The sequence below is a fragment of the Rhizobacter sp. P5_C2 genome (genome assembly GCF_054049715.1).
This window is the reverse complement of record NZ_JBFULV010000005.1, coordinates 1-19190: the sequence shown is the minus strand read 5'-3', so window position 1 is coordinate 19190 and position 19190 is coordinate 1. Positions and strand designations below refer to the sequence as shown.

General features: G+C 66.3%; 25 protein-coding genes. 7 read left to right on the top strand and 18 right to left on the bottom strand.

Annotation, left to right across the window (positions count from 1 at the left end; all coding sequences use genetic code 11):
* The first annotated feature begins 135 nt into the window (after nt 1-135).
* Both ACXJLU_RS02685 and ACXJLU_RS02680 read left to right on the top strand, forming a co-directional pair.
* Entirely contained in the window at nt 136-1515 is a 1380-nt protein-coding gene (locus ACXJLU_RS02685; protein ID WP_457328939.1) for a M23 family metallopeptidase, read from the top strand.
* Between the two features lie 49 nt (nt 1516-1564).
* Nucleotides 1565-2686 (top strand): anhydro-N-acetylmuramic acid kinase, encoded by a 1122-nt coding sequence (locus tag ACXJLU_RS02680; RefSeq protein ID WP_457329031.1) that lies wholly within the window; start codon nt 1565-1567, stop codon nt 2684-2686.
* A 57-nt stretch (nt 2687-2743) separates the two neighbouring features.
* Here ACXJLU_RS02680 and erpA read toward each other — a convergent pair whose 3' ends face one another.
* The 5 genes from erpA to rplM all read right to left on the bottom strand — a co-directional run bounded on the left by erpA (nt 2744) and on the right by rplM (nt 5411).
* A complete protein-coding gene (erpA, locus tag ACXJLU_RS02675; protein WP_073462845.1) occupies nt 2744-3121 on the bottom strand; it encodes an iron-sulfur cluster insertion protein ErpA in 378 nt (125 codons plus the stop codon).
* 43 nt (nt 3122-3164) lie between these two features.
* Nucleotides 3165-3593: a bactofilin family protein gene (locus ACXJLU_RS02670; RefSeq protein ID WP_073462843.1), complete on the bottom strand. Its 429-nt coding sequence runs from the start codon at nt 3591-3593 to the stop codon at nt 3165-3167.
* A gap of 98 nt (nt 3594-3691) precedes the next feature.
* Nucleotides 3692-4402 (bottom strand): DUF6776 family protein, encoded by a 711-nt coding sequence (locus tag ACXJLU_RS02665; RefSeq protein ID WP_457328938.1) that lies wholly within the window; start codon nt 4400-4402, stop codon nt 3692-3694.
* Between the two features lie 178 nt (nt 4403-4580).
* Nucleotides 4581-4973, bottom strand: coding sequence for a 30S ribosomal protein S9 (rpsI, locus tag ACXJLU_RS02660; protein ID WP_457328937.1), 393 nt, complete (start codon nt 4971-4973; stop codon nt 4581-4583).
* 9 nt (nt 4974-4982) lie between these two features.
* On the bottom strand, nt 4983-5411 hold the full coding sequence (gene rplM, locus ACXJLU_RS02655; RefSeq protein WP_073462839.1) for a 50S ribosomal protein L13: 429 nt from the start codon (nt 5409-5411) through the stop codon (nt 4983-4985).
* A gap of 291 nt (nt 5412-5702) precedes the next feature.
* Here rplM and ACXJLU_RS02650 point away from each other — a divergent pair, with 291 nt between their 5' ends.
* The 3 genes from ACXJLU_RS02650 to ACXJLU_RS02640 all read left to right on the top strand — a co-directional run bounded on the left by ACXJLU_RS02650 (nt 5703) and on the right by ACXJLU_RS02640 (nt 8463).
* Nucleotides 5703-6413, top strand: a complete 711-nt coding sequence (locus ACXJLU_RS02650) for a GNAT family N-acetyltransferase (RefSeq protein ID WP_457328936.1) — start codon at nt 5703-5705, stop codon at nt 6411-6413.
* Nucleotides 6414-6574: 161 nt separating this feature from the next.
* A complete protein-coding gene (locus ACXJLU_RS02645) occupies nt 6575-7390 on the top strand; it encodes a DUF2726 domain-containing protein (protein ID WP_073462835.1) in 816 nt (271 codons plus the stop codon).
* A gap of 38 nt (nt 7391-7428) precedes the next feature.
* Nucleotides 7429-8463 (top strand): serine/threonine protein kinase, encoded by a 1035-nt coding sequence (locus ACXJLU_RS02640; RefSeq protein WP_457328935.1) that lies wholly within the window; start codon nt 7429-7431, stop codon nt 8461-8463.
* 9 nt (nt 8464-8472) lie between these two features.
* Here ACXJLU_RS02640 and htpG read toward each other — a convergent pair whose 3' ends face one another.
* Nucleotides 8473-10353 carry a molecular chaperone HtpG gene (htpG, locus tag ACXJLU_RS02635; RefSeq protein ID WP_457328934.1) on the bottom strand — a complete coding sequence of 627 codons (1881 nt, stop codon included), beginning with the start codon at nt 10351-10353 and terminating at the stop codon, nt 8473-8475.
* Between the two features lie 217 nt (nt 10354-10570).
* Here htpG and ACXJLU_RS02630 point away from each other — a divergent pair, with 217 nt between their 5' ends.
* Together ACXJLU_RS02630 and ACXJLU_RS02625 are read left to right on the top strand one after the other, a co-directional pair.
* The gene (locus ACXJLU_RS02630) at nt 10571-11851 is read left to right on the top strand and encodes a cation:proton antiporter (RefSeq protein WP_457328933.1); all 1281 of its coding nucleotides are present in this window, start codon (nt 10571-10573) and stop codon (nt 11849-11851) included.
* 1 nt (nt 11852) lies between these two features.
* Nucleotides 11853-12965, top strand: coding sequence for a YbdK family carboxylate-amine ligase (locus tag ACXJLU_RS02625; protein ID WP_457328932.1), 1113 nt, complete (start codon nt 11853-11855; stop codon nt 12963-12965).
* 13 nt (nt 12966-12978) lie between these two features.
* Here ACXJLU_RS02625 and ACXJLU_RS02620 read toward each other — a convergent pair whose 3' ends face one another.
* From ACXJLU_RS02620 to rpsJ, 12 genes are all read right to left on the bottom strand, one after another.
* Nucleotides 12979-13485, bottom strand: coding sequence for a peroxiredoxin (locus tag ACXJLU_RS02620; protein WP_457328931.1), 507 nt, complete (start codon nt 13483-13485; stop codon nt 12979-12981).
* A gap of 88 nt (nt 13486-13573) precedes the next feature.
* Entirely contained in the window at nt 13574-13861 is a 288-nt protein-coding gene (gene rpsQ / locus ACXJLU_RS02615) for a 30S ribosomal protein S17 (protein WP_073462824.1), read from the bottom strand.
* Nucleotides 13858-14055 (bottom strand): 50S ribosomal protein L29, encoded by a 198-nt coding sequence (gene rpmC / locus ACXJLU_RS02610; RefSeq protein ID WP_047506370.1) that lies wholly within the window; start codon nt 14053-14055, stop codon nt 13858-13860. The genes rpsQ and rpmC overlap by 4 nt, the downstream gene beginning before the upstream one ends.
* A 19-nt stretch (nt 14056-14074) precedes the next feature.
* Complete coding sequence (gene rplP, locus ACXJLU_RS02605; RefSeq protein WP_047506369.1) at nt 14075-14491, bottom strand: 50S ribosomal protein L16; 417 nt, start codon at nt 14489-14491, stop codon at nt 14075-14077.
* Nucleotides 14492-14502: 11 nt separating this feature from the next.
* Nucleotides 14503-15414, bottom strand: a complete 912-nt coding sequence (gene rpsC / locus ACXJLU_RS02600; RefSeq protein ID WP_073462822.1) for a 30S ribosomal protein S3 — start codon at nt 15412-15414, stop codon at nt 14503-14505.
* Between the two features lie 16 nt (nt 15415-15430).
* On the bottom strand, nt 15431-15760 hold the full coding sequence (gene rplV, locus ACXJLU_RS02595; protein WP_073462820.1) for a 50S ribosomal protein L22: 330 nt from the start codon (nt 15758-15760) through the stop codon (nt 15431-15433).
* Nucleotides 15761-15771: 11 nt separating this feature from the next.
* Nucleotides 15772-16050 carry a 30S ribosomal protein S19 gene (rpsS, locus tag ACXJLU_RS02590; RefSeq protein ID WP_073462818.1) on the bottom strand — a complete coding sequence of 93 codons (279 nt, stop codon included), beginning with the start codon at nt 16048-16050 and terminating at the stop codon, nt 15772-15774.
* A gap of 9 nt (nt 16051-16059) precedes the next feature.
* Nucleotides 16060-16884 carry a 50S ribosomal protein L2 gene (gene rplB, locus ACXJLU_RS02585; RefSeq protein ID WP_056809653.1) on the bottom strand — a complete coding sequence of 275 codons (825 nt, stop codon included), beginning with the start codon at nt 16882-16884 and terminating at the stop codon, nt 16060-16062.
* Nucleotides 16884-17198 carry a 50S ribosomal protein L23 gene (gene rplW / locus ACXJLU_RS02580; protein ID WP_047506361.1) on the bottom strand — a complete coding sequence of 105 codons (315 nt, stop codon included), beginning with the start codon at nt 17196-17198 and terminating at the stop codon, nt 16884-16886. Before rplW ends, rplB begins: the two co-directional genes overlap by 1 nt.
* The gene (gene rplD, locus ACXJLU_RS02575; protein WP_073462817.1) at nt 17195-17815 is read right to left on the bottom strand and encodes a 50S ribosomal protein L4; all 621 of its coding nucleotides are present in this window, start codon (nt 17813-17815) and stop codon (nt 17195-17197) included. The genes rplW and rplD overlap by 4 nt, the downstream gene beginning before the upstream one ends.
* Nucleotides 17815-18486, bottom strand: a complete 672-nt coding sequence (gene rplC / locus ACXJLU_RS02570; protein ID WP_073462815.1) for a 50S ribosomal protein L3 — start codon at nt 18484-18486, stop codon at nt 17815-17817. The genes rplD and rplC overlap by 1 nt, the downstream gene beginning before the upstream one ends.
* A gap of 248 nt (nt 18487-18734) precedes the next feature.
* Nucleotides 18735-19049, bottom strand: a complete 315-nt coding sequence (rpsJ, locus tag ACXJLU_RS02565; protein WP_047506357.1) for a 30S ribosomal protein S10 — start codon at nt 19047-19049, stop codon at nt 18735-18737.
* Between the last annotated feature and the right edge of the window lie 141 nt (nt 19050-19190).

Here is a 19190-nt window from a genome sequence, read left to right as displayed (position 1 = left end):
CCTCCAGACACAGGGGCCCGCAAGCGACCGCGATTCTAGTGGACGCCTGCAGGCAGCAAGACAGACCAGAGCGCGGCGTCCGATGGCGGTGTGCTTGCAGACAGGGCTTCACCGCCCTTCACAGCAGTGAACTCGTTGGATTCTCTCGATCAAGCGCTGGCCTCGGCCGGCACCACCACCCAGCATTTCGTCCACCGCCATCCGCGCACGCTCGCCGGCATGGTGGTCGCGTTGCTGATGGGCGCCGGCGTCACCGCCTTCGCCATCGCGCCGATGGCCCCCGATGCGTCCGACCTGCCGCGCCGCGTGGTGACGGAAAGCGTCACTCCGGAAGACGTCGGGTCGCAGCTCGAGGTGCTGGCCAGCCACGACTTGTCGCTCTACCGCAGCGATCTGACGCGCAACGCCGACACCGCCGACAGCCTGCTGCGCCGCGTGAACGTGACCGATGTCGCGGCCGCCACCTTCTTGCGCACCGACAAGACCGCCCGCCTGCTGCTCGAAGGCCGCGCCGGCAAGATGGTGCAGGTGCGCAGCGGTGAATCCGGCCAGCTCGAGGAGCTGGTGGCGCGCTTCCCGGCCGCCGACCCGGCGCAGTGGTCGACCCATTTCTCGCGGCTCAGCGTGAAGCGCGTCGACGGCCGCTTCGAGGCCCGGGTCGAACTGGCCCCGCTGGCCGCCCAGGTGCGGCTGGGCAGCGGCACGATCCGCAGCTCGCTGTTCGCCGCCACCGACGAATCGCGCATCCCCGACCCGGTGGCCGTGCAGGTCGCCGAGATCTTCTCGACCGACATCGACTTCCACCGCGAGCTGCGCAAGAACGACACCTTCAGCGTCGTCTACGAAGCCCTCACCGCCGATGGCGAAGTGATCACCTGGAACCAGGCCGCCGGCCGCGTGCTGGCCGCCGAGTTCGTCAACAACGGCCGCAGCTACTCGGCCGTGTGGTTCAAGGACCCGTCCGGCAAGGGCGGCTACTTCGGCTTCGACGGCCAGAGCAAGCGCCGTGCGTTCCTCGCGAGCCCGCTGGAGTTCTCGCGCGTGACCTCGGGCTTCTCGATGCGCTTCCACCCGATCCTGCAGAGCTGGCGCGCCCACCTGGGCGTGGACTACGGCGCGCCGACCGGCACCTCGGTGCGCAGCGTCGGCGACGGCGTGGTCGATTTCGCCGGCTGGCAGAACGGCTACGGCAACGTCGTCAAGGTTCGCCACAGCAACGACCGCGAGACGGTCTACGCCCACCTGAGCCGCATCGACGTGAAGCGCGGCCAGCATGTCGAGCAGGGCATGCACATCGCCAACGTCGGCATGACCGGCTGGGCGACCGGGCCGCACCTGCACTTCGAGTTCAAGCTGAAGGGCCAGCAGCAGGATCCGCTGGTGGTCGCCAAGACCTCGGAAGCGATCGTGCTGACCGCCTCGGCGCAGCAGGAGCTGGCGAAGGTCACCGGCACCTGGCGCCAGCAGCTCAAGGGCGCCGAATCGCTCGCGAGCTACACCGGCGACGCCGAGTAAGCCCGGCGGGCCGCGCAAGGCTGCGCCGCGCGGCTACCATCGCGCGATGATGGAACACACCCTCGCCGAACGCTACATCGGGTTGATGTCCGGCACCTCGCTGGACGGCGTGGACGGCGTGATCGCCGATTTCAGCGGCACACGCATGAAGGTGCTGGCGCATGCCCACCTTCCTTTTGCCGCGCATGTGCGCGAGGCCTTCATGGCCTTGCAGCGCGCCGGTGACGACGAACTGAACCGCGCGGCCCACGCCGGGCACGCGCTGGTGCAGGTCTATGGCGGCGTTGTGAGCCTGCTGCTGGCGCAGAGCGGCCTGGCCGCGGCCGACATCCGGGCCATCGGCGCGCACGGGCAGACGGTGCGGCACCGGCCGGGCGACGAGCTGCCGTACACCGTGCAGGTGAACGCGCCGGCCGCGCTGGCCGAGCTGGTGGGCATCGACGTCGTCGCGGACTTCCGCAGCCGCGACATCGCCGCCGGCGGCCAAGGCGCGCCGCTGGTCCCGGCCTTCCATCGCGCGGTGTTCAACCAGGTCGACCGCGCCGGTGCGGTGCTCAACATCGGCGGCATCAGCAACCTGACCGCCTGGTCCGCGCACGACGGGCAGACGGTCGGCTTCGACTGCGGCCCCGGCAACGCGCTGATGGACCACTGGTGCCAGCGCCACTGCCACCGCCCCTTCGATGCCGGCGGCGCCTGGGCGGCATCGGGGCGCGTCGAGGCCAGCCTGCTGACGCCGATGCGCGCCGATCCGTATTTCGCGCTGACGCCGCCGAAGAGCACCGGTCGCGACCTGTTCAATCCGGAGTGGCTGGACGATCAGCTGTCGCGCGTCGGCCATGCACTGCGCCCGGAAGACGTGCAGGCCACCTTGTGCGAGCTGACGGCCCAGGCCTGCGCCGATTCGGTCGACCGCCATGCCGCTGCGGCGCCGGAGGTGGTGGTGTGCGGCGGCGGCGCGTTCAACGATCAGCTGATGGGCCGATTGGCCGCGCTGCTGCCGCGCCGCAAGGTGGTCCGCAGCGATGACCGAGGCCTGCCGGCCAGCGAGGTCGAGGCCGCCGCGTTTGCGTGGCTGGCGCGGGCGCATGTGCGCCGCGAACCGGGCAACCTGGTGTCGGTCACCGGGGCGCGCGGCCCGCGGGTGCTGGGCGCGCTCTATCCGAAATGAACGATGAAGAAATGACGAAGGCCGCTCGAAAGCGGCCTTGCGCGGGAGCCCGAAAGCTCAGACCGAGAAGCTGGACCCGCAGCCGCAGGTCGTCGTCGCGTTCGGGTTCTTGATCACGAACTGCGCGCCTTCGAGGTCGTCCTTGTAGTCGATCTCGGCGCCGGCCAGGTACTGCAGGCTCATCGCGTCGATCAGCAGCGTGACGCCGTTCTTGCTCATCTGCGTGTCGTCGTCGTTGACGATTTCATCGAAGGTGAAGCCGTACTGGAAGCCGGAGCAACCGCCGCCCTGCACGAAGACCCGCAGCTTCAGCTCGGGATTGCCTTCTTCATCGACCAGTTCCTTGACCTTGCTCGCGGCGCTGTCGGTGAAGACCAGCGGCACCGGCGGCTCGCTGGAATCAAGGCTCTGGATGTTCTCTGCAACTGCGCTCATGGGGTATTCCTTGGGAGACGAACGGACCGATTATCCGTCGGGCTCACGCCGCTTGTGCCGTTGTGGGATTGATTGCCGGCCCCGAATTCGCGGTGGCGAGCTTCAAAGGGGCTTTTTCGTCGGCCTTCAGCGGGTGAAGTTCGCCGTCGATCCGGGCGCCCTGGTGCATTTCGAGCGATTCGTAGCGCACGTCGCCGACGATGCTGGCCTTGGGCTGCAATTCGAGCAGCTGATCTGACAGAACGGGGCCGATCACGGTGCCGTTGATGATCACGTGGCCGGCCTTGACCTTGCCGATCACCTTGGCTTTCTCGCTGATCACGAGAATGCTGTAGGCCTCGCTGCTGGCGATCACGTCGCCCTGCACTTCGCCGTCGATGCGCAGGCCGTCGGCAAAGCGCAATTCGCCGGTGATCACGGTGCCCTCGCCGATCAGGGTGCGGATGGGAGGCTGCTTGGTTTTGCCGAACATGGTGGTTGCTCCAACGTGATCCAACGAGGGGTGCCGTCTGTGTGGCTCTTGCCAGGGTCTTGCGGCGGGTGCGCTCAGTGCTTCTTCGGAGGCTGGCTTCAGAGCTTGAGCATCTGCGTCGCCCTGACAGCGCCGCGGCTGTCGATGACCTTGACCTGCACGGTTTTTACCACGGCCTGCAGCGGGTGATCGATCATTCCTTCGAGACGGAGGTACTGCTTCACGGCGAGCGGCAGGCCCCCGTTGGGCATCGACATCGACCAGGGTTTCCCGTCGAGCAGGCCGGTCAACACGATGTCGTAGCGACCGGTGAATTCCGGGGCCGACTTGCCCATCTGCATCACCAGCAATTGGTAACGAAGTTGTCCCGGCGCCTTGGCCTCGGCCTGCAGCGCGCGCACCGTCAAGGCCTCGGTGGCGCCGGCCGGCAACAGGCGCTCGAAGAACCCGAGATCGGCCTTCAACGCCATGTTCTCCGACTCGAGCTGCTTGAGTTGCTGGGCGAGCTTGTCCTGTGCCACCTTCTCGGTGCGCAGCAGGCTGCCGGCGGTGTTGGCGATCGACTGGGCGCCTTCGCGTTCGGCGCGCAATTGCGCGACCTCGACCCGCAATTGCCCCAGCTCGGCCTTGGCATCGCGGTCCAGGCCGGCGATGTCCTTGCCGAACTCGAAGGCCCACAACGCCAGCGCCGCGGAGAAGCCGAACACCAGGGCCACGAGCGCCCAGCGCAACGGCCACGGCAGGTGGCTTCTGACGATCATGCGCGGTGCGCTGATGGACATGCGACGACGAAGCAGTTTCCAGCGCATGGGGTCAGGAGAAGAGGAAGTGAAGGGCTCGTGCTGCGGAGCCCGGCGCCCCTGTTCGAGCTAGGGATTGTAGAAGCGGCCGACCGCGTGCTTGTTTCCAAACCTTGCCGGAACCGCGACCCCAAAAAGCAAAAGGGCCGCTCGAAAGCGGCCCCTTCTTGCAACGCGTGAGCGTCGATCAGCGCTTGCTGAACTGCTTCCTGCGGCGAGCACCGTGCAGGCCGACCTTCTTGCGCTCGACTTCACGCGCATCGCGCGTCACGAAGCCAGCGTGCTTGAGGGCGGGCTTGAGCGTCTCGTCGTAGTCGATCAGCGCGCGGGTGATGCCGTGGCGCACCGCACCGGCTTGGCCCGACTCGCCACCGCCGTGCACATTGACCTTGACGTCGAACGCGCCGTCGTTGGCGGTCAGCACCAGAGGCTGCTTGACCACCATGATCGACGTCTGGCGACCGAAATACTCGTCGACGGTCTTGCCGTTGACGACGATCTGGCCGGTGCCCTTCTTGATGAAGACGCGAGCCACCGAAGACTTGCGGCGGCCGGTTCCGTAGTTCCAATTTCCGATCATCACCGCTCCTTAGATTTCCAGCACTTTGGGCTGCTGGGCGGTGTGGGGGTGGGAACCACCGGCATACACCTTCAGCTTCTTGACCATCGCGTAACCCAACGGCCCCTTGGGGAGCATGCCCTTGACAGCCTTTTCCAGCGCGCGGCCGGGGTGCTTGGCTTGCATGTCCTTGAAGGTCGTGGCGTGGATACCGCCCGGGTGGCCCGAGTGACGGTAGTAGATCTTGTCGGTGGCCTTGTTGCCCGTGACGCGGATCTTGTCTGCGTTGACGACGACGATGAAATCTCCGGTGTCGACGTGAGGCGTGTAAATGGCCTTGTGCTTGCCGCGCAAACGGAGTGCCACTTCGCTGGCAACACGTCCGAGCACCTTGTCGGTGGCGTCAATCACAAACCACTCGTGCGTCACTTCGGCCGGCTTGGCGCTGAAGGTCTTCATGAGGTTCTTTCAATGAGCCGGTCGCGACATGCGACCAGCGGTTTACGGCCTGACTTCCTTCGCTGCGATCGGTGCTGCTTGTTCGGGCAGCCTCTCAGGCAGGATGGCGTCGCGGTGCGCCTGGTGGACGCGCCATCCCGTGGTTTTCGCACGGTTCTCTCCGGGCCATGACGGAAAAGCCCTCTAGTGTAGCGGATCACGGTCGGAACTGGCTAGAGGGCTCGCTTGCTTCGCCTCGTTCGCAAGAGGAGGTCTGAACTGGTACATTAGGGTTTCTACCAAGACGCGCCCATGAACAGCATCGCCACCTCTCCCGAACGTTCGTCGCCCTTGGCGTCGAACCCTGGCGGTGCGCCCGAGTCATCTCGCTTCAGCTGGGTGCCGATCCGGTCGATGTCCGAGCGCCATCGGGAGCGCATCTCGACGCACCTTCTGGCGCTGAACGAAAGTGATCGCTATCTTCGATTTGGCTATCCGGCCACCGATGCGCAGATCGAGCGCTACGTCGCATCGCTGAATTTCGAGCGCGACGAGCTGTTCGGCATTTTCAATCGGCGCCTCCAGTTGATCGCGCTGGCCCATCTCGCCTACGCGCCGGTCAGCCGGCCTGAAGACGCGGCGATGGCGGAGTTCGGCGTCTCGGTGGCCAGCCATGCGCGCGGCCGAGGCTATGGCGCCCGGCTCTTCGAACGCGCCGTGTTGCAGGCGCGCAACCGCGGCTGCGATCGCCTGTTCATCCATGCGCTCAGTGAGAACACCGCGATGCTGAAGATCGCCCGCCGCGCGGGTGCGTTGGTCGAGCGCGACGGCTCCGAATCGGAAGCCTGGCTGAAGTTGCCGCCCGACAGCCTCGCGTCGCAGATGGGCCAGCTGGTCGAGCGCCATGCCGCCGAGCTGAACTACCAGTTCAAGCGCCATACACAGCGCATCGGCAGCCTGCTCGACACCGTCACGGAAGTGAAGGCCCACGTGAGCGGTACGCGACGCGTCGCGTCGGAATGAGCGAAGAAACGCGTTTTCAGACACCATTCTCACAACTGTACGGCCCCGATGTGGGGGATGCGGCCCCGCAGCCCGGCCGCTAGGATGCCTTTCGGTTCGTCGCTCGACGGGTGCCTTCGGCCCCGGTCCGATGGACACCAATCCGAGTCTGTGCCCTGATCATGCAAGTCCTGCCCTGGATCGCCGCATTGGCAGTCACCACGCTGCTGGCCCTCGCGCTCCTCGTGCTGCTGTGGCGCGGTCGCAAGCCGCCGCAACCCAAGCCGCTGCCGACCGAGTGGGCGCTCACCGCCCGCCCCGTCTTCAGCACCGACGAGCGCCGCATCTACCGCCTGCTGCGCGAGGCGCTGCCGCACCACATCGTGCTGTCGAAACTGCCGCTGGTGCGCTTCTGCCAGCCGAACGATCCGGCCGAGGTCCGTTTCTGGTTCGACCTGCTCGGCTCCAACCATGTGACCTTCGCGGTCTGCAGCGCGAACGGCCGCGTGCTCGCCGCCATCGACCTCGATGTCGAACGCGGCGGTTCGCGCCGGCTGCAGCAGATCAAGCAATCGGTGCTGGCCGCCTGCCGCGTGCGCTACCTGCGCTGCTCGACCGAGCACCTGCCGTCGATCGCCGAACTGCAGTTGCTTGTCCCGCACAGCGGCGCCGCCTCGCGCGCACCGCAACCCGCGCCGACCCACACGCTGCACGAGGCGCGCGACACGCTGTCGACCACCGTCGCGACCAAGCGCGCCGAGCGCACCGCGCTGTGGAGCGATTCGACGCTGTTCCAGGATTCGTTCTTCTCGCCCGACAGCCGGCTCGATGCCTTCTCGAGCAGCGAGTTTTCCGGGCTCACCGACCGCAGCGGCAAGCCCGCCGCGCGCCAGGGCCCGGCGTTCGCGACCACCAACCCGGGCGACAGCACGCTGGGTGACGAGGTCGGCGGCGTCGTGGTCGATCCGCCGCACTACGCGTCGAGCACCCGGCATTGATTCGCGGCGGCGGTGCGGCTGCCGCTTACGATGCGGGCATGTCATCCGCCTCGCCGATTGAAACCCCCTACGCCGGCCTCACGCCGGAAGTCGTCCTCGACGCCCTCGATTCGGTCGGCCTGCGCGGCGACGGCCGGCTGATCCAGCTGAACTCCTACGAGAACCGCGTCTTCCAGGTGTTCCTCGAAGACAAGCGCGTCGTGGTCGCGAAGTTCTATCGCCCTGGCCGCTGGAGCGACGAGCAGATCCTTGAGGAGCACGCGTTCGCGAACGAACTCGCCGAGGCCGAGATCCCCATCGTCAACCCGTGGTCGCTGACCAGCGAGCAGAGCGGCATCACCTCGACGCTGTGCCGCTTCACCGGCGGCGCCGACCCGCACCGCTTCGCGATCACCGAGCGCCGCTCGGGCCGCGCGCCCGAGCTGGAGGACGAGGCCACGATGGAGTGGATCGGCCGCTTCGTCGGTCGCATGCACCTGGTCGGCGCGAAGTCGGCTTTCGCGCACCGCCTCACGCTCGACATCGCGACCTACGGCCAGGGCCCGCTCGACTGGCTGCTCGCCGGCGACATCATCCCGCCCGATGCGAAGCCGGGTTGGGAGCGCGCGGCGCGCGATGCGCTGGCCGAGATCGCCGCCTGCTTCGAGGCCGTCGGCCCCATGCGAACGATCCGCCTGCATGGCGACTGCCACGCCGGCAACGTGTTGTGGACCGACGCCGGCCCGCATTTCGTCGACCTCGACGATGCCTTGTCCGGGCCGGCCGTGCAGGACCTGTGGATGCTGCTGTCGGGCGAGCGCAGTGTCGCGACCCGCCAGCTGCATGCGCTGCTGAGCGGCTACGAGGACTTCATGGAGTTCGACTGGCGCGAGCTGCGCCTGATCGAAGCCTTCCGCACGCTGCGCATGATCCACTACAGCGCCTGGCTCGCGCGGCGCTGGAACGACCCGGCCTTCCCGATCGCGTTCCCGTGGTTCGGCGCCCCGGTCTACTGGACCGATCAGGCGGTGCGCCTGCGCGAGCAGATCGCGACGCTGCGGGAGCCACCGGCCTTCGGCGGCCCCGCGTACTGAGCAGTTCGATCAGGCCGTCAGCAAGGCCGTGACACGGCGCACGTACGCCGCCGGGTCCTCGAGCTGACCGCCCTCGGCCAGCACGGCCTGGTCGAACAGGATGTTCGCGAGCTCGTCGAACTGCGCGCTGTTCTCGAGCCGCTTCACCAGCGCGTGTTCGACGTTCACCTCGAGCACCGGGTTCGTCTTCGGCGCGCTCTGGCCGGACTGCTTCAGCAGCCGCGCGAGGTGCCCGCTGATGTCGCCCTCCTCGACGACCAGGCAGGCCGGCGAATCGACCAGGCGCGAGGTCGCGCGCACGTCCTTCGCGCGGTCCTTCAGTGCCTCCTTCAGGCGATCGAGCACCGGCTGGAACGCGGTCGCGACCTCTTCCGCCTGCTTCTTCTCGGCCTCGTCCTGCAGCTTGCCGAGGTCGACCGAGCCCTTCGCGACGCTCTGCAGCGACTTGCCCTCGACCTCGTACAGGTGGCTCAGCAGCCACTCGTCGACGCGGTCGACCAGCAACAGCACCTCGATGCCCTTCTTGCGGAAGATCTCGAGCTGGGGGCTGCTCTTGGCGCCGGCCAGGTTGTCGGCCGTGATGTAGTAGATCGTGTCCTGGCCTTCCTTCATGCGGCCGAGGTAGTCGGCGAACGAGACGCCTTCATCGGCGTGCGTCGACGCGAAGCGCAGCAGCTTGGTCAGCCGCTCCTGGTTCGCGTGGTCCTCGCCGACGCCTTCCTTCAGCACCGCGCCGAAGTCCTTCCAGAACGCGGCGTACTTCGCACGCTCGGCCGCGTCCTCGCTGTCGGCCAGCGACTCCAGCATGCCCAGCACGCGCTTGGTCGAGCCCTCGCGGATGGCCTTCACGTCGCGGCTTTCCTGCAGCAGCTCGCGCGAGACGTTCAGCGGCAGGTCGGCGCTGTCGATCACGCCCTTCACGAAGCGCAGGTAGACCGGCATCAGCGCCTCGGCGTCGTCCATGATGAAGACGCGCTTCACGTAGAGCTTCACGCCGCCGCGCTTGTCGCGGTTCCACAGGTCGAACGGCGCCTTCGCCGGCACGTACAGCAGCTGCGTGTATTCGCTGCGGCCTTCGACGCGGTTGTGCGTGAACGCGAGCGGCGCCTCGGTGTCGTAGCTGATCTGCTTGTAGAACTCGGTGTACTGCTCCGGCGTGATGTCGCTCTTGCTGCGCGTCCAGAGTGCCGCAGCCTTGTTGACCGGCGCCCACTCTTCCTGCACGACCTGCTCCTGCTTGTCGGCGTCCCACTCCTCTTTCTGCATCAGGATCGGCAGCGAGATGTGGTCGGAGTACTTGCTGATGATGGAGCGCAGCTTCCAGGCCGTGAGGAACTCTTCTTCGCCGTCGCGCAGGTGCAGGGTCACCGAGGTGCCGCGCTGCGCCCGCGTGATCGTCTCGACCTCGAAATCGCCGCTGCCTTCGGAGCTCCAGCGCACGCCCTGCTCGGCCGGCACGCCCGCGCGGCGCGACTCGACGGTGATGCGGTCGGCGACGATGAAGCCGCTGTAGAAGCCGACGCCGAACTGGCCGATCAGCTGCGCGTCTTTCTTCTGGTCGCCTTCGAGCTTGCTCATGAACTCGCGCGTGCCGCTCTTCGCGATGGTGCCGAGGTTGGCCACCGCCTCGTCGGCCGACAGCCCGATGCCGTTGTCGGTGATCGTCAGCGTCTTGGCGGCCTTGTCGAATGCGATGCGCACCTCGAGGTTCGGCGCGTCTTCGTACAGCCCGGCGTTGTTCAGGGCCTCGAAGCGCAGCTTGTCGCAGGCGTCTGATGCGTTCGAGACCAGCTCGCGAAGAAAGATCTCCTTGTTGGAGTACAGCGAATGCGTAACGAGGTGCAGGATCTGCTTGACCTCGGCCTGGAAGGAAAGTGTTTGCTTGTCCATGGTCTTGCTGAAGCTGAAATGTGGTTGAGGACGTGCGTTGAGAGCGAACGTCCGAGGGCGAGTTTGTAGGCGCTGTCTGACACAAGTTTGCGCCGCGCAGGCGCTGCACCTGAGGTCGGATACGGTTACCTTCAAGGCCCCCGAAGTTTCCACCATCCTTGCGGCGATCCGGGCGACCGTCGCGTCTTTCGCTTGCCGCCTGCCGATGCCCCTGCCGATGTCCCTGTCCTCCACGCTCGAGAACTGGTTCGCCCCCTCCGCCGCCACCGCCTCCTGGACGCTCGACAGGTTGCGCGGGATCGACCCGGTGCTGGGTTTCGCGATCGTGATGGTCGTCGCCGTGGTGCTGGGCGAGATCCTGAGGCGGCGCTTCCGGCTGCCTCGGCTGTGCGGCCACATGCTGACCGGCGCGCTGGCCAGCCCGCTGGCGCTGCGGCTGCTGGAGCGCACCGACCTCGATCCGGTCAAGCCGCTGATCGACCTGGCCATCGGCGTGCTGGTGTTCGAACTCGGCAGCCGGATCCGGCCGCGCTGGCTGATCGACAACCCGTGGCTCGCGCTGACCTGCGTGCTGGAGGGCGTGCTGTCGGGCCTGGCGGTCTACGTCGGGCTGCTGGCCTTCGATGCGCCGTCGATCTCGGCCGCGCTGGCCGGCGCGGTCGCGATGTCGACCTCGCCGGTCATCGTGCTGGCGCTGGTGCACCAGATGCGGCCGCGCGGCCAGGTCACCGAGCGCCTGCTGATGATGTCGGCCATCAACAGCGTGCTCGCGGTGGTGGCGCTGAAGGCCTGGGGCGTGCTCGCCGCGAGCGGTGGCCTCGCCGTGGAGCCCGGGCTGGAGCCGGCCATCACCAGCGCGCTGCTGGTGGTCAGCGGCTCCTTCCTGCTCGGCGTCGCGGCCGGCTGGGTGCTGACGCAACTCACGAAGCAGGTGCGCGGACTCACCACCGCGCCGGTGCTGCAGATCGCGCTGGTCATCATCGCGGCGATGCTGGCCGCCCAGTGGCGGCTGTCGCCGTTGCTGGCGCTGCTGGTGGCCGGCATGGTGGCGCGCTCGCGAATGGCCCACGGCCTGACCGTCGAGCCGCAGCTCGGCACGGCCGGCGCCACGCTCAGCGTGATGCTGTTCATCTGCCTGGGCATGCTGTTCACGCTGGACGGCTTCTCGACGCTGTGGCCGTGGGTGCTCGTGATCATCGTGGCGCGGCTGATCGGCAAGGGCATCGCGATCGCCGTGCTGACCCGGCCCAGCGGCCTCGGTTGGCGCCAGGCCGGCGCGCTGACCATCGCGCTGCAGCCGATGAGCAGCCTCGCGGTGCTGCTCACCGCCGACACCTTCGGCTGGCCGTCGCAGCTGCCCGGCGCCAACGGTGGCGTGCTGCAGGCGCTGCTGATCTCGACCACGCTGCTGCAATTCATCGGCCCGCTGCTGGCCGAGCGCGCCGTGCGCGACCTGGCGCAGGAGTGCGCGCCCGTCACGAACAAGAAGGCCCCCTGACATGGCACTCGCCGAATTCACCACCTCCGACCCGCTGACGCTGGGCGTCGAGCTCGAGCTGCAACTCGTCAGCACGCACGACTTCGACCTGGCACCGCAAGCCGAGGATCTGCTGCGCGTGCTCGCGAAGCACACCGGCGCCTGGGACGTGAAGCCCGAGATCACGCGCAGCATGATCGAGATCGGCACCTCGATCCAGCGCGAGCACAGCGGGCTTGTCGCCGAGCTGCATGACCTGCGCGGCCAGTTGTCGCAAGCGGCCCGCAAGCTGAACATCGGCATCGCCGGCGGCGGCACGCATGCGTACCAGCACTGGAGCGACCAGCAGATCTTCCCGACCGAGCGCTTCCACTACATCAGCGAGCTGTACGGCTACCTGGCGAAGCAGTTCACCGTGTTCGGCCAGCACGTGCACGTGGGCTGTGAGGATGGCGACACGGCGTTGTGGTTGCTGCATGCGCTGTCGCGCTACGTGCCGCACTTCATCGCGCTGAGCGCGTCGTCGCCGTTCGTGCAGGGCGTCGACACCGGCTTCGATTCGGCGCGCCTGAACTCGGTGTTCGCGTTCCCGCTGTCCGGGCGCGCGCCGTTCGTGACCACCTGGGACGACTTCGGGCTGTACTTCGACAAGATGACGAGCACCGGCGTCGTGCAGTCGATGAAGGACTTCTACTGGGACATCCGCCCGAAGCCCGAGTTCGGCACCATCGAGCTGCGCGTGTGCGACACGCCGCTCGACGTCGACAAGGCCGCGGCGCTCGCCTGCTACCTGCAGGCGATCTGCCGCTACCTGCGCGAGGAGCGGCCGTTCGAGCCCTCGGAAGACGATTACCTCGTCTACACCTTCAACCGCTTCCAGGCCTGCCGCTTCGGGCTCGACGGCGAGATCGTCGACCCGCAGACCAAGCAACGCGAGAAGCTGCGCGACAACATCGTGCGCACGCTCGCGCGGGTCGACGAGCATGCGCTGGACCTGCGCTCGCTCGACGCGAGCAACCTGATCCGCGACAGCCTGCGGCACGGCAACGATGCGCAGTGGCTGCGCGGGCTGCGCGCCACCGGCGAGCCGCTGTCGTCGGTGGTGCACAGCGCCACCGAACGCTGGATGGGCTGAGGGCCCGCGGGCGTCAGCCCTTGGCTTGCGCCAGGATCGTCTCGGCGTTGCTGACCTCGAACTTGCCCGGTGCCTCGATGTTCAGCGTCTTGACGACACCGTTGTCGACCAGCATCGAGTAGCGCTGCGAGCGCACGCCCATGCCGCGGGCGACCAGGTCCAGCGTCAGGCCTGCAGCCTGCGTGAACGTGCCGCTGCCATCGGCCATCATCCGCACCTTGCCCTGGGTGTGCTGGTCGCGGCCCCAGGCGCCCATCACGAACGCGTCGTTGACCGACACGCACCAGATCTCGTCGACGCCGGCGGCCTTCAGCGCCTCGGCGTTCTTCACGTAGCCCGGCACGTGCTGGGCCGAGCAGGTCGGCGTGAAGGCACCAGGCAGCGCGAAGATCGCGATCTTCTTTCCGGCAGTTTCCTTCTCGACGTCGAAGGTGTTCGGGCCCAGGCTGCAGCCATTGCCTTCGACCTCGATGAATTCCTGCAGCGAGCCTGCGGGCAGCTTGTCACCAACTTTGAGCATGCGGATCTCCAAATGAAAAAACGGCCGGACGCCAGTATCCCAGCGTTCCGACCGTCTTGTGCGGAGCCCTCAGGCTCCGTTGTCTTGCTTAGACTTCGCGAGCCTTCTCGACGAGACGCGTGACCACCCAAGACTTGGTCTTGGAGATCGGACGGCCTTCGGCGATCTCGACCACGTCGCCCAGCTTGTACTCGCCCTTTTCGTCATGGGCGTGGTACTTGCTCGACTTCCCGACGATCTTGCCGTACAGCTCGTGCTTGGTGCGGCGTTCGATCAACACGGTGACGGTCTTGGCGCGCTTGTCGCTGACGACCTTACCCACCAGCGTGCGGGTGTTCTTCTGCGGCGCTTCGGTCGTGGTTTGCGTGGTGCTCATTTGGCAGCCCTCTTCTTCTCGGCCAGGACGGTCTTCGCACGCGCGATGTCGCGGCGCGTGTTGCCCAGCGTCGAGTGATTGGTCAGTTGCTGAGTCGCCTTCTGCATGCGCAGACCGAAGTGGGCCTTCAGCAGGTCAGCCACTTCCTTTTCAAGGCCGGCGACGTCCTTGGTGCGGAGTTCAGATGCTTTCATGTGTTTCTCCAGTCAGGCCTCAAGAGCCGACCTGACGCGACACGAAGGTGGTGCTCAGCGGCAGCTTGGCCGAAGCCAGCTTGAACGCTTCGCGGGCCAGCTCTTCGGGCACACCGTTGAGTTCGTAGAGCACCTTGCCGGGCTGGATTTCAGCGACGTAGTACTCCGGATTGCCCTTGCCGTTGCCCATGCGGACTTCGGCAGGCTTTTGCGAGATCGGCTTGTCCGGGAAGATGCGGATGAAGATCCGGCCGCCACGCTTGATGTGACGCGAGATCGCACGACGTGCGGCCTCGATCTGGCGCGCGGTCAGGCGACCACGCTCCGTGGCCTTCAGGCCGAAATCACCGAACGACACGTTCGCGCCACGGGTGGCGACGCCGGTGTTGCGGCCCTTCTGCTCTTTGCGGTATTTCCGCCGAGACGGTTGCATCATGCTAGTTCTCCTTAGGCCTTGCCCGAGCCGGTGGCGTCGGGGGCCTTGCGCACGCGCTTGGCTGCGCTGGTCGGCGCGTCGGTGGCGGGAGCACCCGTCGCCTCGGCCGGCTTGTCGCTGCCTTCAACCGGGGCACCGCCTTGGCGGGGTGCACGGTCTCCACCGCGATCGCCACCACGGTCACCGGCACCGCCACCCGGGCGGCCACGGCCAGCCGGGGCACCGGGGCGCGTGTTGCGACGCGGACGGCGATCGTCTTCAGGCACCTCGGCCTTCAGTTGCGGCACTTCGCCATTGGCGAGGCGGTCGCCACGGTAGACCCAGCACTTCACGCCGATGATGCCGTAGGTCGTCTTGGCTTCGGAGAAGCCATAGTCGATGTCGGCCTTCAGGGTGTGAAGCGGCACGCGGCCTTCGCGGTACCACTCGCAGCGGGCGATTTCAATGCCGTTCAGGCGACCCGACGACATGATCTTGATGCCCTGGGCGCCCAGGCGCATCGCGTTCTGCATCGCGCGCTTCATGGCACGGCGGAACATGATGCGCTTCTCGAGCTGCTGGGTGATGCTGTCGGCGATCAGCTGTGCATCGATTTCGGGCTTGCGCACTTCTTCGATGTTGACCGCGACCGGCACGCCCATGCGGCGCGTCAGTTCGGCCTTCAGCTTCTCGATGTCCTCGCCCTTCTTGCCGATCACCACGCCCGGACGAGCCGAGAAAATGGTGACGCGGGCGCTCTTGGCGGGGCGCTCGATCAGGATGCGCGAGACGGCGGCGCTCTTCAGGCGGATCTTCAGGAAGTCGCGGACCCTCAGGTCTTCGGCCAGCATCGTCGCGAAATTCGCGTTCGATGCGTACCAGCGCGAAGCCCAGTTGCGGGTGACCGGCAGCCGGAAACCGGTCGGATGGATTTTCTGTCCCATGGTTTTCCTTCTGCGCTCAGTTGCCCACGGTCACGAAGATGTGACACGTCGGCTTGCTGATGCGGTTGCCGCGGCCCTTGGCCCGTGCGGAAAAGCGCTTGAGGGTGGCGGCTTGCTCGACGAAGATCGTCTTGACCTTGAGCTCGTCGATGTCGGCACCGTCGTTGTGCTCGGCGTTGGCGATTGCCGACTCCAGAGCCTTCTTGATGATGCCGGCGGCCTTCTTGGGCGTGAAGCTCAGGATGTTCAGCGCCAGGTCGACCTTCTTGCCGCGGATCAGGTCGGCCACCAGCCGGCCCTTGTCGGCAGAGAGGCGGACGCCGCGAACGATTGAACGGGTTTCCATCGTCGTCATCCTTACTTCTTGTTGGCCTTCTTGTCGGCCGGGTGGCCCTTGAACGTGCGGGTCAGCGCAAATTCACCGAGCTTGTGGCCGACCATCTGGTCGGTGATGTACACGGGCACGTGCTGCTTGCCGTTGTGCACCGCGATCGTCACGCCGATGAAGTCCGGGAGGATCGTCGAGCGACGCGACCAGGTCTTGATAGGCTTCTTGTCCTTGATGGCAACGGCCTTCTCGACCTTGGCCATCAGATGGTGGTCGACGAACGGACCTTTTTTGAGCGAACGGGTCATGGCAGCCCCTTACTTCTTGCGACGCGAGACGATGAACGTCTGCGTGCGCTTGTTGTTGCGAGTGCGGTAGCCCTTGGTCATCGTGTTCCACGGCGACACAGGCACCTGGCCCTCGCCGGTACGACCTTCACCACCACCGTGCGGGTGATCCACCGGGTTCATCGCGACACCGCGAACCGTCGGACGGATGCCCTTCCAGCGACGCGCACCGGCCTTGCCGTACTGGCGCAGGTTGTGCTCTTCGTTGGACACTTCACCGATCGTCGCGCGGCAGTCGATGTGGATGCGGCGCACCTCACCGGAGCGCAGGCGCAGCTGGGCGTAGGTGCCTTCGCGTGCCAGCAGCGTCACCGAGGTGCCGGCCGAGCGTGCGATCTGGGCACCCTTGCCCGGCAGCAGTTCGACGCAATGGACCGTCGAGCCCACCGGGATGTTGCGGATCGGCAGCGTGTTGCCGGCCTTGATCGGTGCTTCAGCGCCGCTCAGCACGGTGGCACCGACATCGAGGCCACGCGGGGCGATGATGTAGCGGCGCTCGCCGTCGGCGTAGCACACCAGCGCGATGTGCGCCGTGCGGTTCGGGTCGTACTCGATGCGCTCGACCTTCGCCGGAATGCCATCCTTGTTGCGCACGAAGTCGACCACGCGGTAGTGGTGCTTGTGACCACCGCCCTTGTGGCGCATCGTGATGTGGCCGTTGTTGTTGCGACCCGCATTCTGCATTTGCGGTTCGAGCAACGAGGCTTCCGGACGACCCTTGTAGAGGTGGCTGTGAACCACCTTCACGACGGCACGGCGGCCGGGCGACGTCGGTTTGACTTTGATGACGGCCATTACGCGGCCTCCCCGGAGAAGTTGAGCTCCTGGCCAGCCTTCAGCGACACATACGCCTTCTTGACGTGGTCGCGGCGGCCGATGGAACGGCCGAAGCGCTTGACCTTGCCCTTTTGAATGACGGTCTGCACCGACTCGACCTCGACCTTGAACAGCAGTTCGACTGCTGCCTTGATCTCGGGCTTGGTGGCATCGCGCAGCACCTTGAACAGCACCTGGTTGTGCTTCTCGGCAGCGGACGTGGCTTTTTCGCTCACGATCGGCGCCACCAGCACCTGGGCCAGGCGGCCCTCGTCATGCTTGGTCGTGCTCATCCCAGCATCTCCTTGAGTTGCTCGATCGCACCCTTGGTCACCAGGATCTTCTTGAAGAAGACCAGGGACAGGGGATCGGCGTAACGCGGCTCGACCACCATCACGTTGGCGAGGTTGCGCGCGGCGAGCAGCAGGTTGTCGTCGACCTGGTCGGCGATCACCAGCACCGAGTCGAGGCCCATGGCCTTGAACTTGGCGGCGAGCTGCTTGGTCTTCGGCGAGTCGACGGTGATCGAATCGACCACCGCGACACGGCCTTCACGGGCCAGCTGCGAGAAGATGGCGGCCATACCGGCGCGGTACATCTTCTTGTTGACCTTGTGCGTGAAGTTCTCGTCCGGGCTGTTCGGGAAAATCCGGCCGCCTCCGCGCCACAGCGGCGACGAGGTCATGCCGGCACGGGCGCGGCCCGTTCCCTTTTGGCGCCACGGCTTCTTCGTCGAGTGCTTCACGACGGCGCGGTCCTTCTGGGCGCGCGTGCCTTGGCGGGCGTTGGCCTGGAACGCGACGACGACCTGGTGGACCAGGGCTTCGTTGTAGTCACGGGCGAACACGGTGTCAGGTGCGTCGACCTTGGAGGTCGCCTGGCCTTGATCGTTGAGGAGCTCGAGTTGCATCAGTGGGCTCCCTTCTTGGCTTTCACCTTGACGCCGGGGCGCACGACCACGTGGCCGTTCTTCGCGCCCGGCACCGCGCCGCGGACCAGCAGCAGCTGGCGAGCTTCGTCGATGCGGACGATGTCGAGGTTCTGGACGGTCTTGGTGACGTCGCCCATCTGGCCGGACATCTTCTTGCCCGGGAACACGCGACCCGGATCCTGCGCCATCGAGATCGAGCCCGGCACGTTGTGCGAACGGCTGTTGCCGTGCGACGCGCGCTGCGACTTGAAGTTGTGGCGCTTGATGGTGCCCGTGAAGCCCTTGCCGATGGAGGTGCCTTGCACGTCCACGAGCTGGCCCACGGCAAACGTCGTCACCGGCACCTGCGCGCCGGGCTTGAAGCCTGCGACGACGTCGGCGGTGACGCGGAATTCCTTCAGGACGACACCGGCTTCGACCCCTGCTTTCGCAAAGTGGCCGGCTGCCGGCTTGATGACGCGCGATGCTTTGCGCGCGCCGAACGCCACTTGAATGGCGTTGTAGCCGTCGGTGGCTTCGGTCTTGACCTGGACGACACGGTTGTTCGACACATCGAGCACCGTCACGGGAACGGCATCGCCGTCGTCCGTGAAGATGCGCATCATGCCCACCTTGCGGCCCAGCAAACCGACTTGTTCGCTAAGACTCATGAATATTCTCCAGCCCCCGCGCCACCCCCAACAACTGGGAGCGCTTGGAAGCCTTTGTTTGACATGCCCGACATCGATTGGCCGGACTGACTTGGTGGCGTCTTGCTCCTGGGAACAAGCGCCGAACCAGCCCGCAAGGGCCGGCTAATTCTTCAGTAGTCAACCTCGAAAGGCTGGCTACTGCGGAAAGCCTGCGATTCTAGCCAGCTGCAGCCAAAGCCGCAACCACTTCCTCGCAGGCGTCCCGATTACTGCAGCTTGATCTCGACGTCGACGCCAGCCGGCAGGTCGAGCTTCATCAGCGCGTCCACGGTCTTGTCGGTCGGGTCGACGATGTCCATCAGGCGTTGATGGGTGCGGATCTCGAACTGGTCGCGCGAGGTCTTGTTGACGTGCGGCGAGCGCAGGATGTCGAAACGCTGCATGCGGGTCGGCAGGGGCACCGGGCCCTTGACGATCGCGCCGGTGCGCTTCGCGGTGTCGACGATCTCGAGCGCCGATTGGTCGATCAGCTTGTAGTCAAACGCCTTCAGGCGAATGCGGATCTTTTGCTTGGTGGCCATGGCAGTTTCCTGAAAAGAGCATGCGGTCCTCGCGGACCGCGAAATCGATGGAGGGAGAGAGTGGCCGGCCCGCGCGATGCCGAAGCAGCACGCCAGCCGACCGATGACTCCACCTTATTCGCCAAGATCCTCGAATAAGGT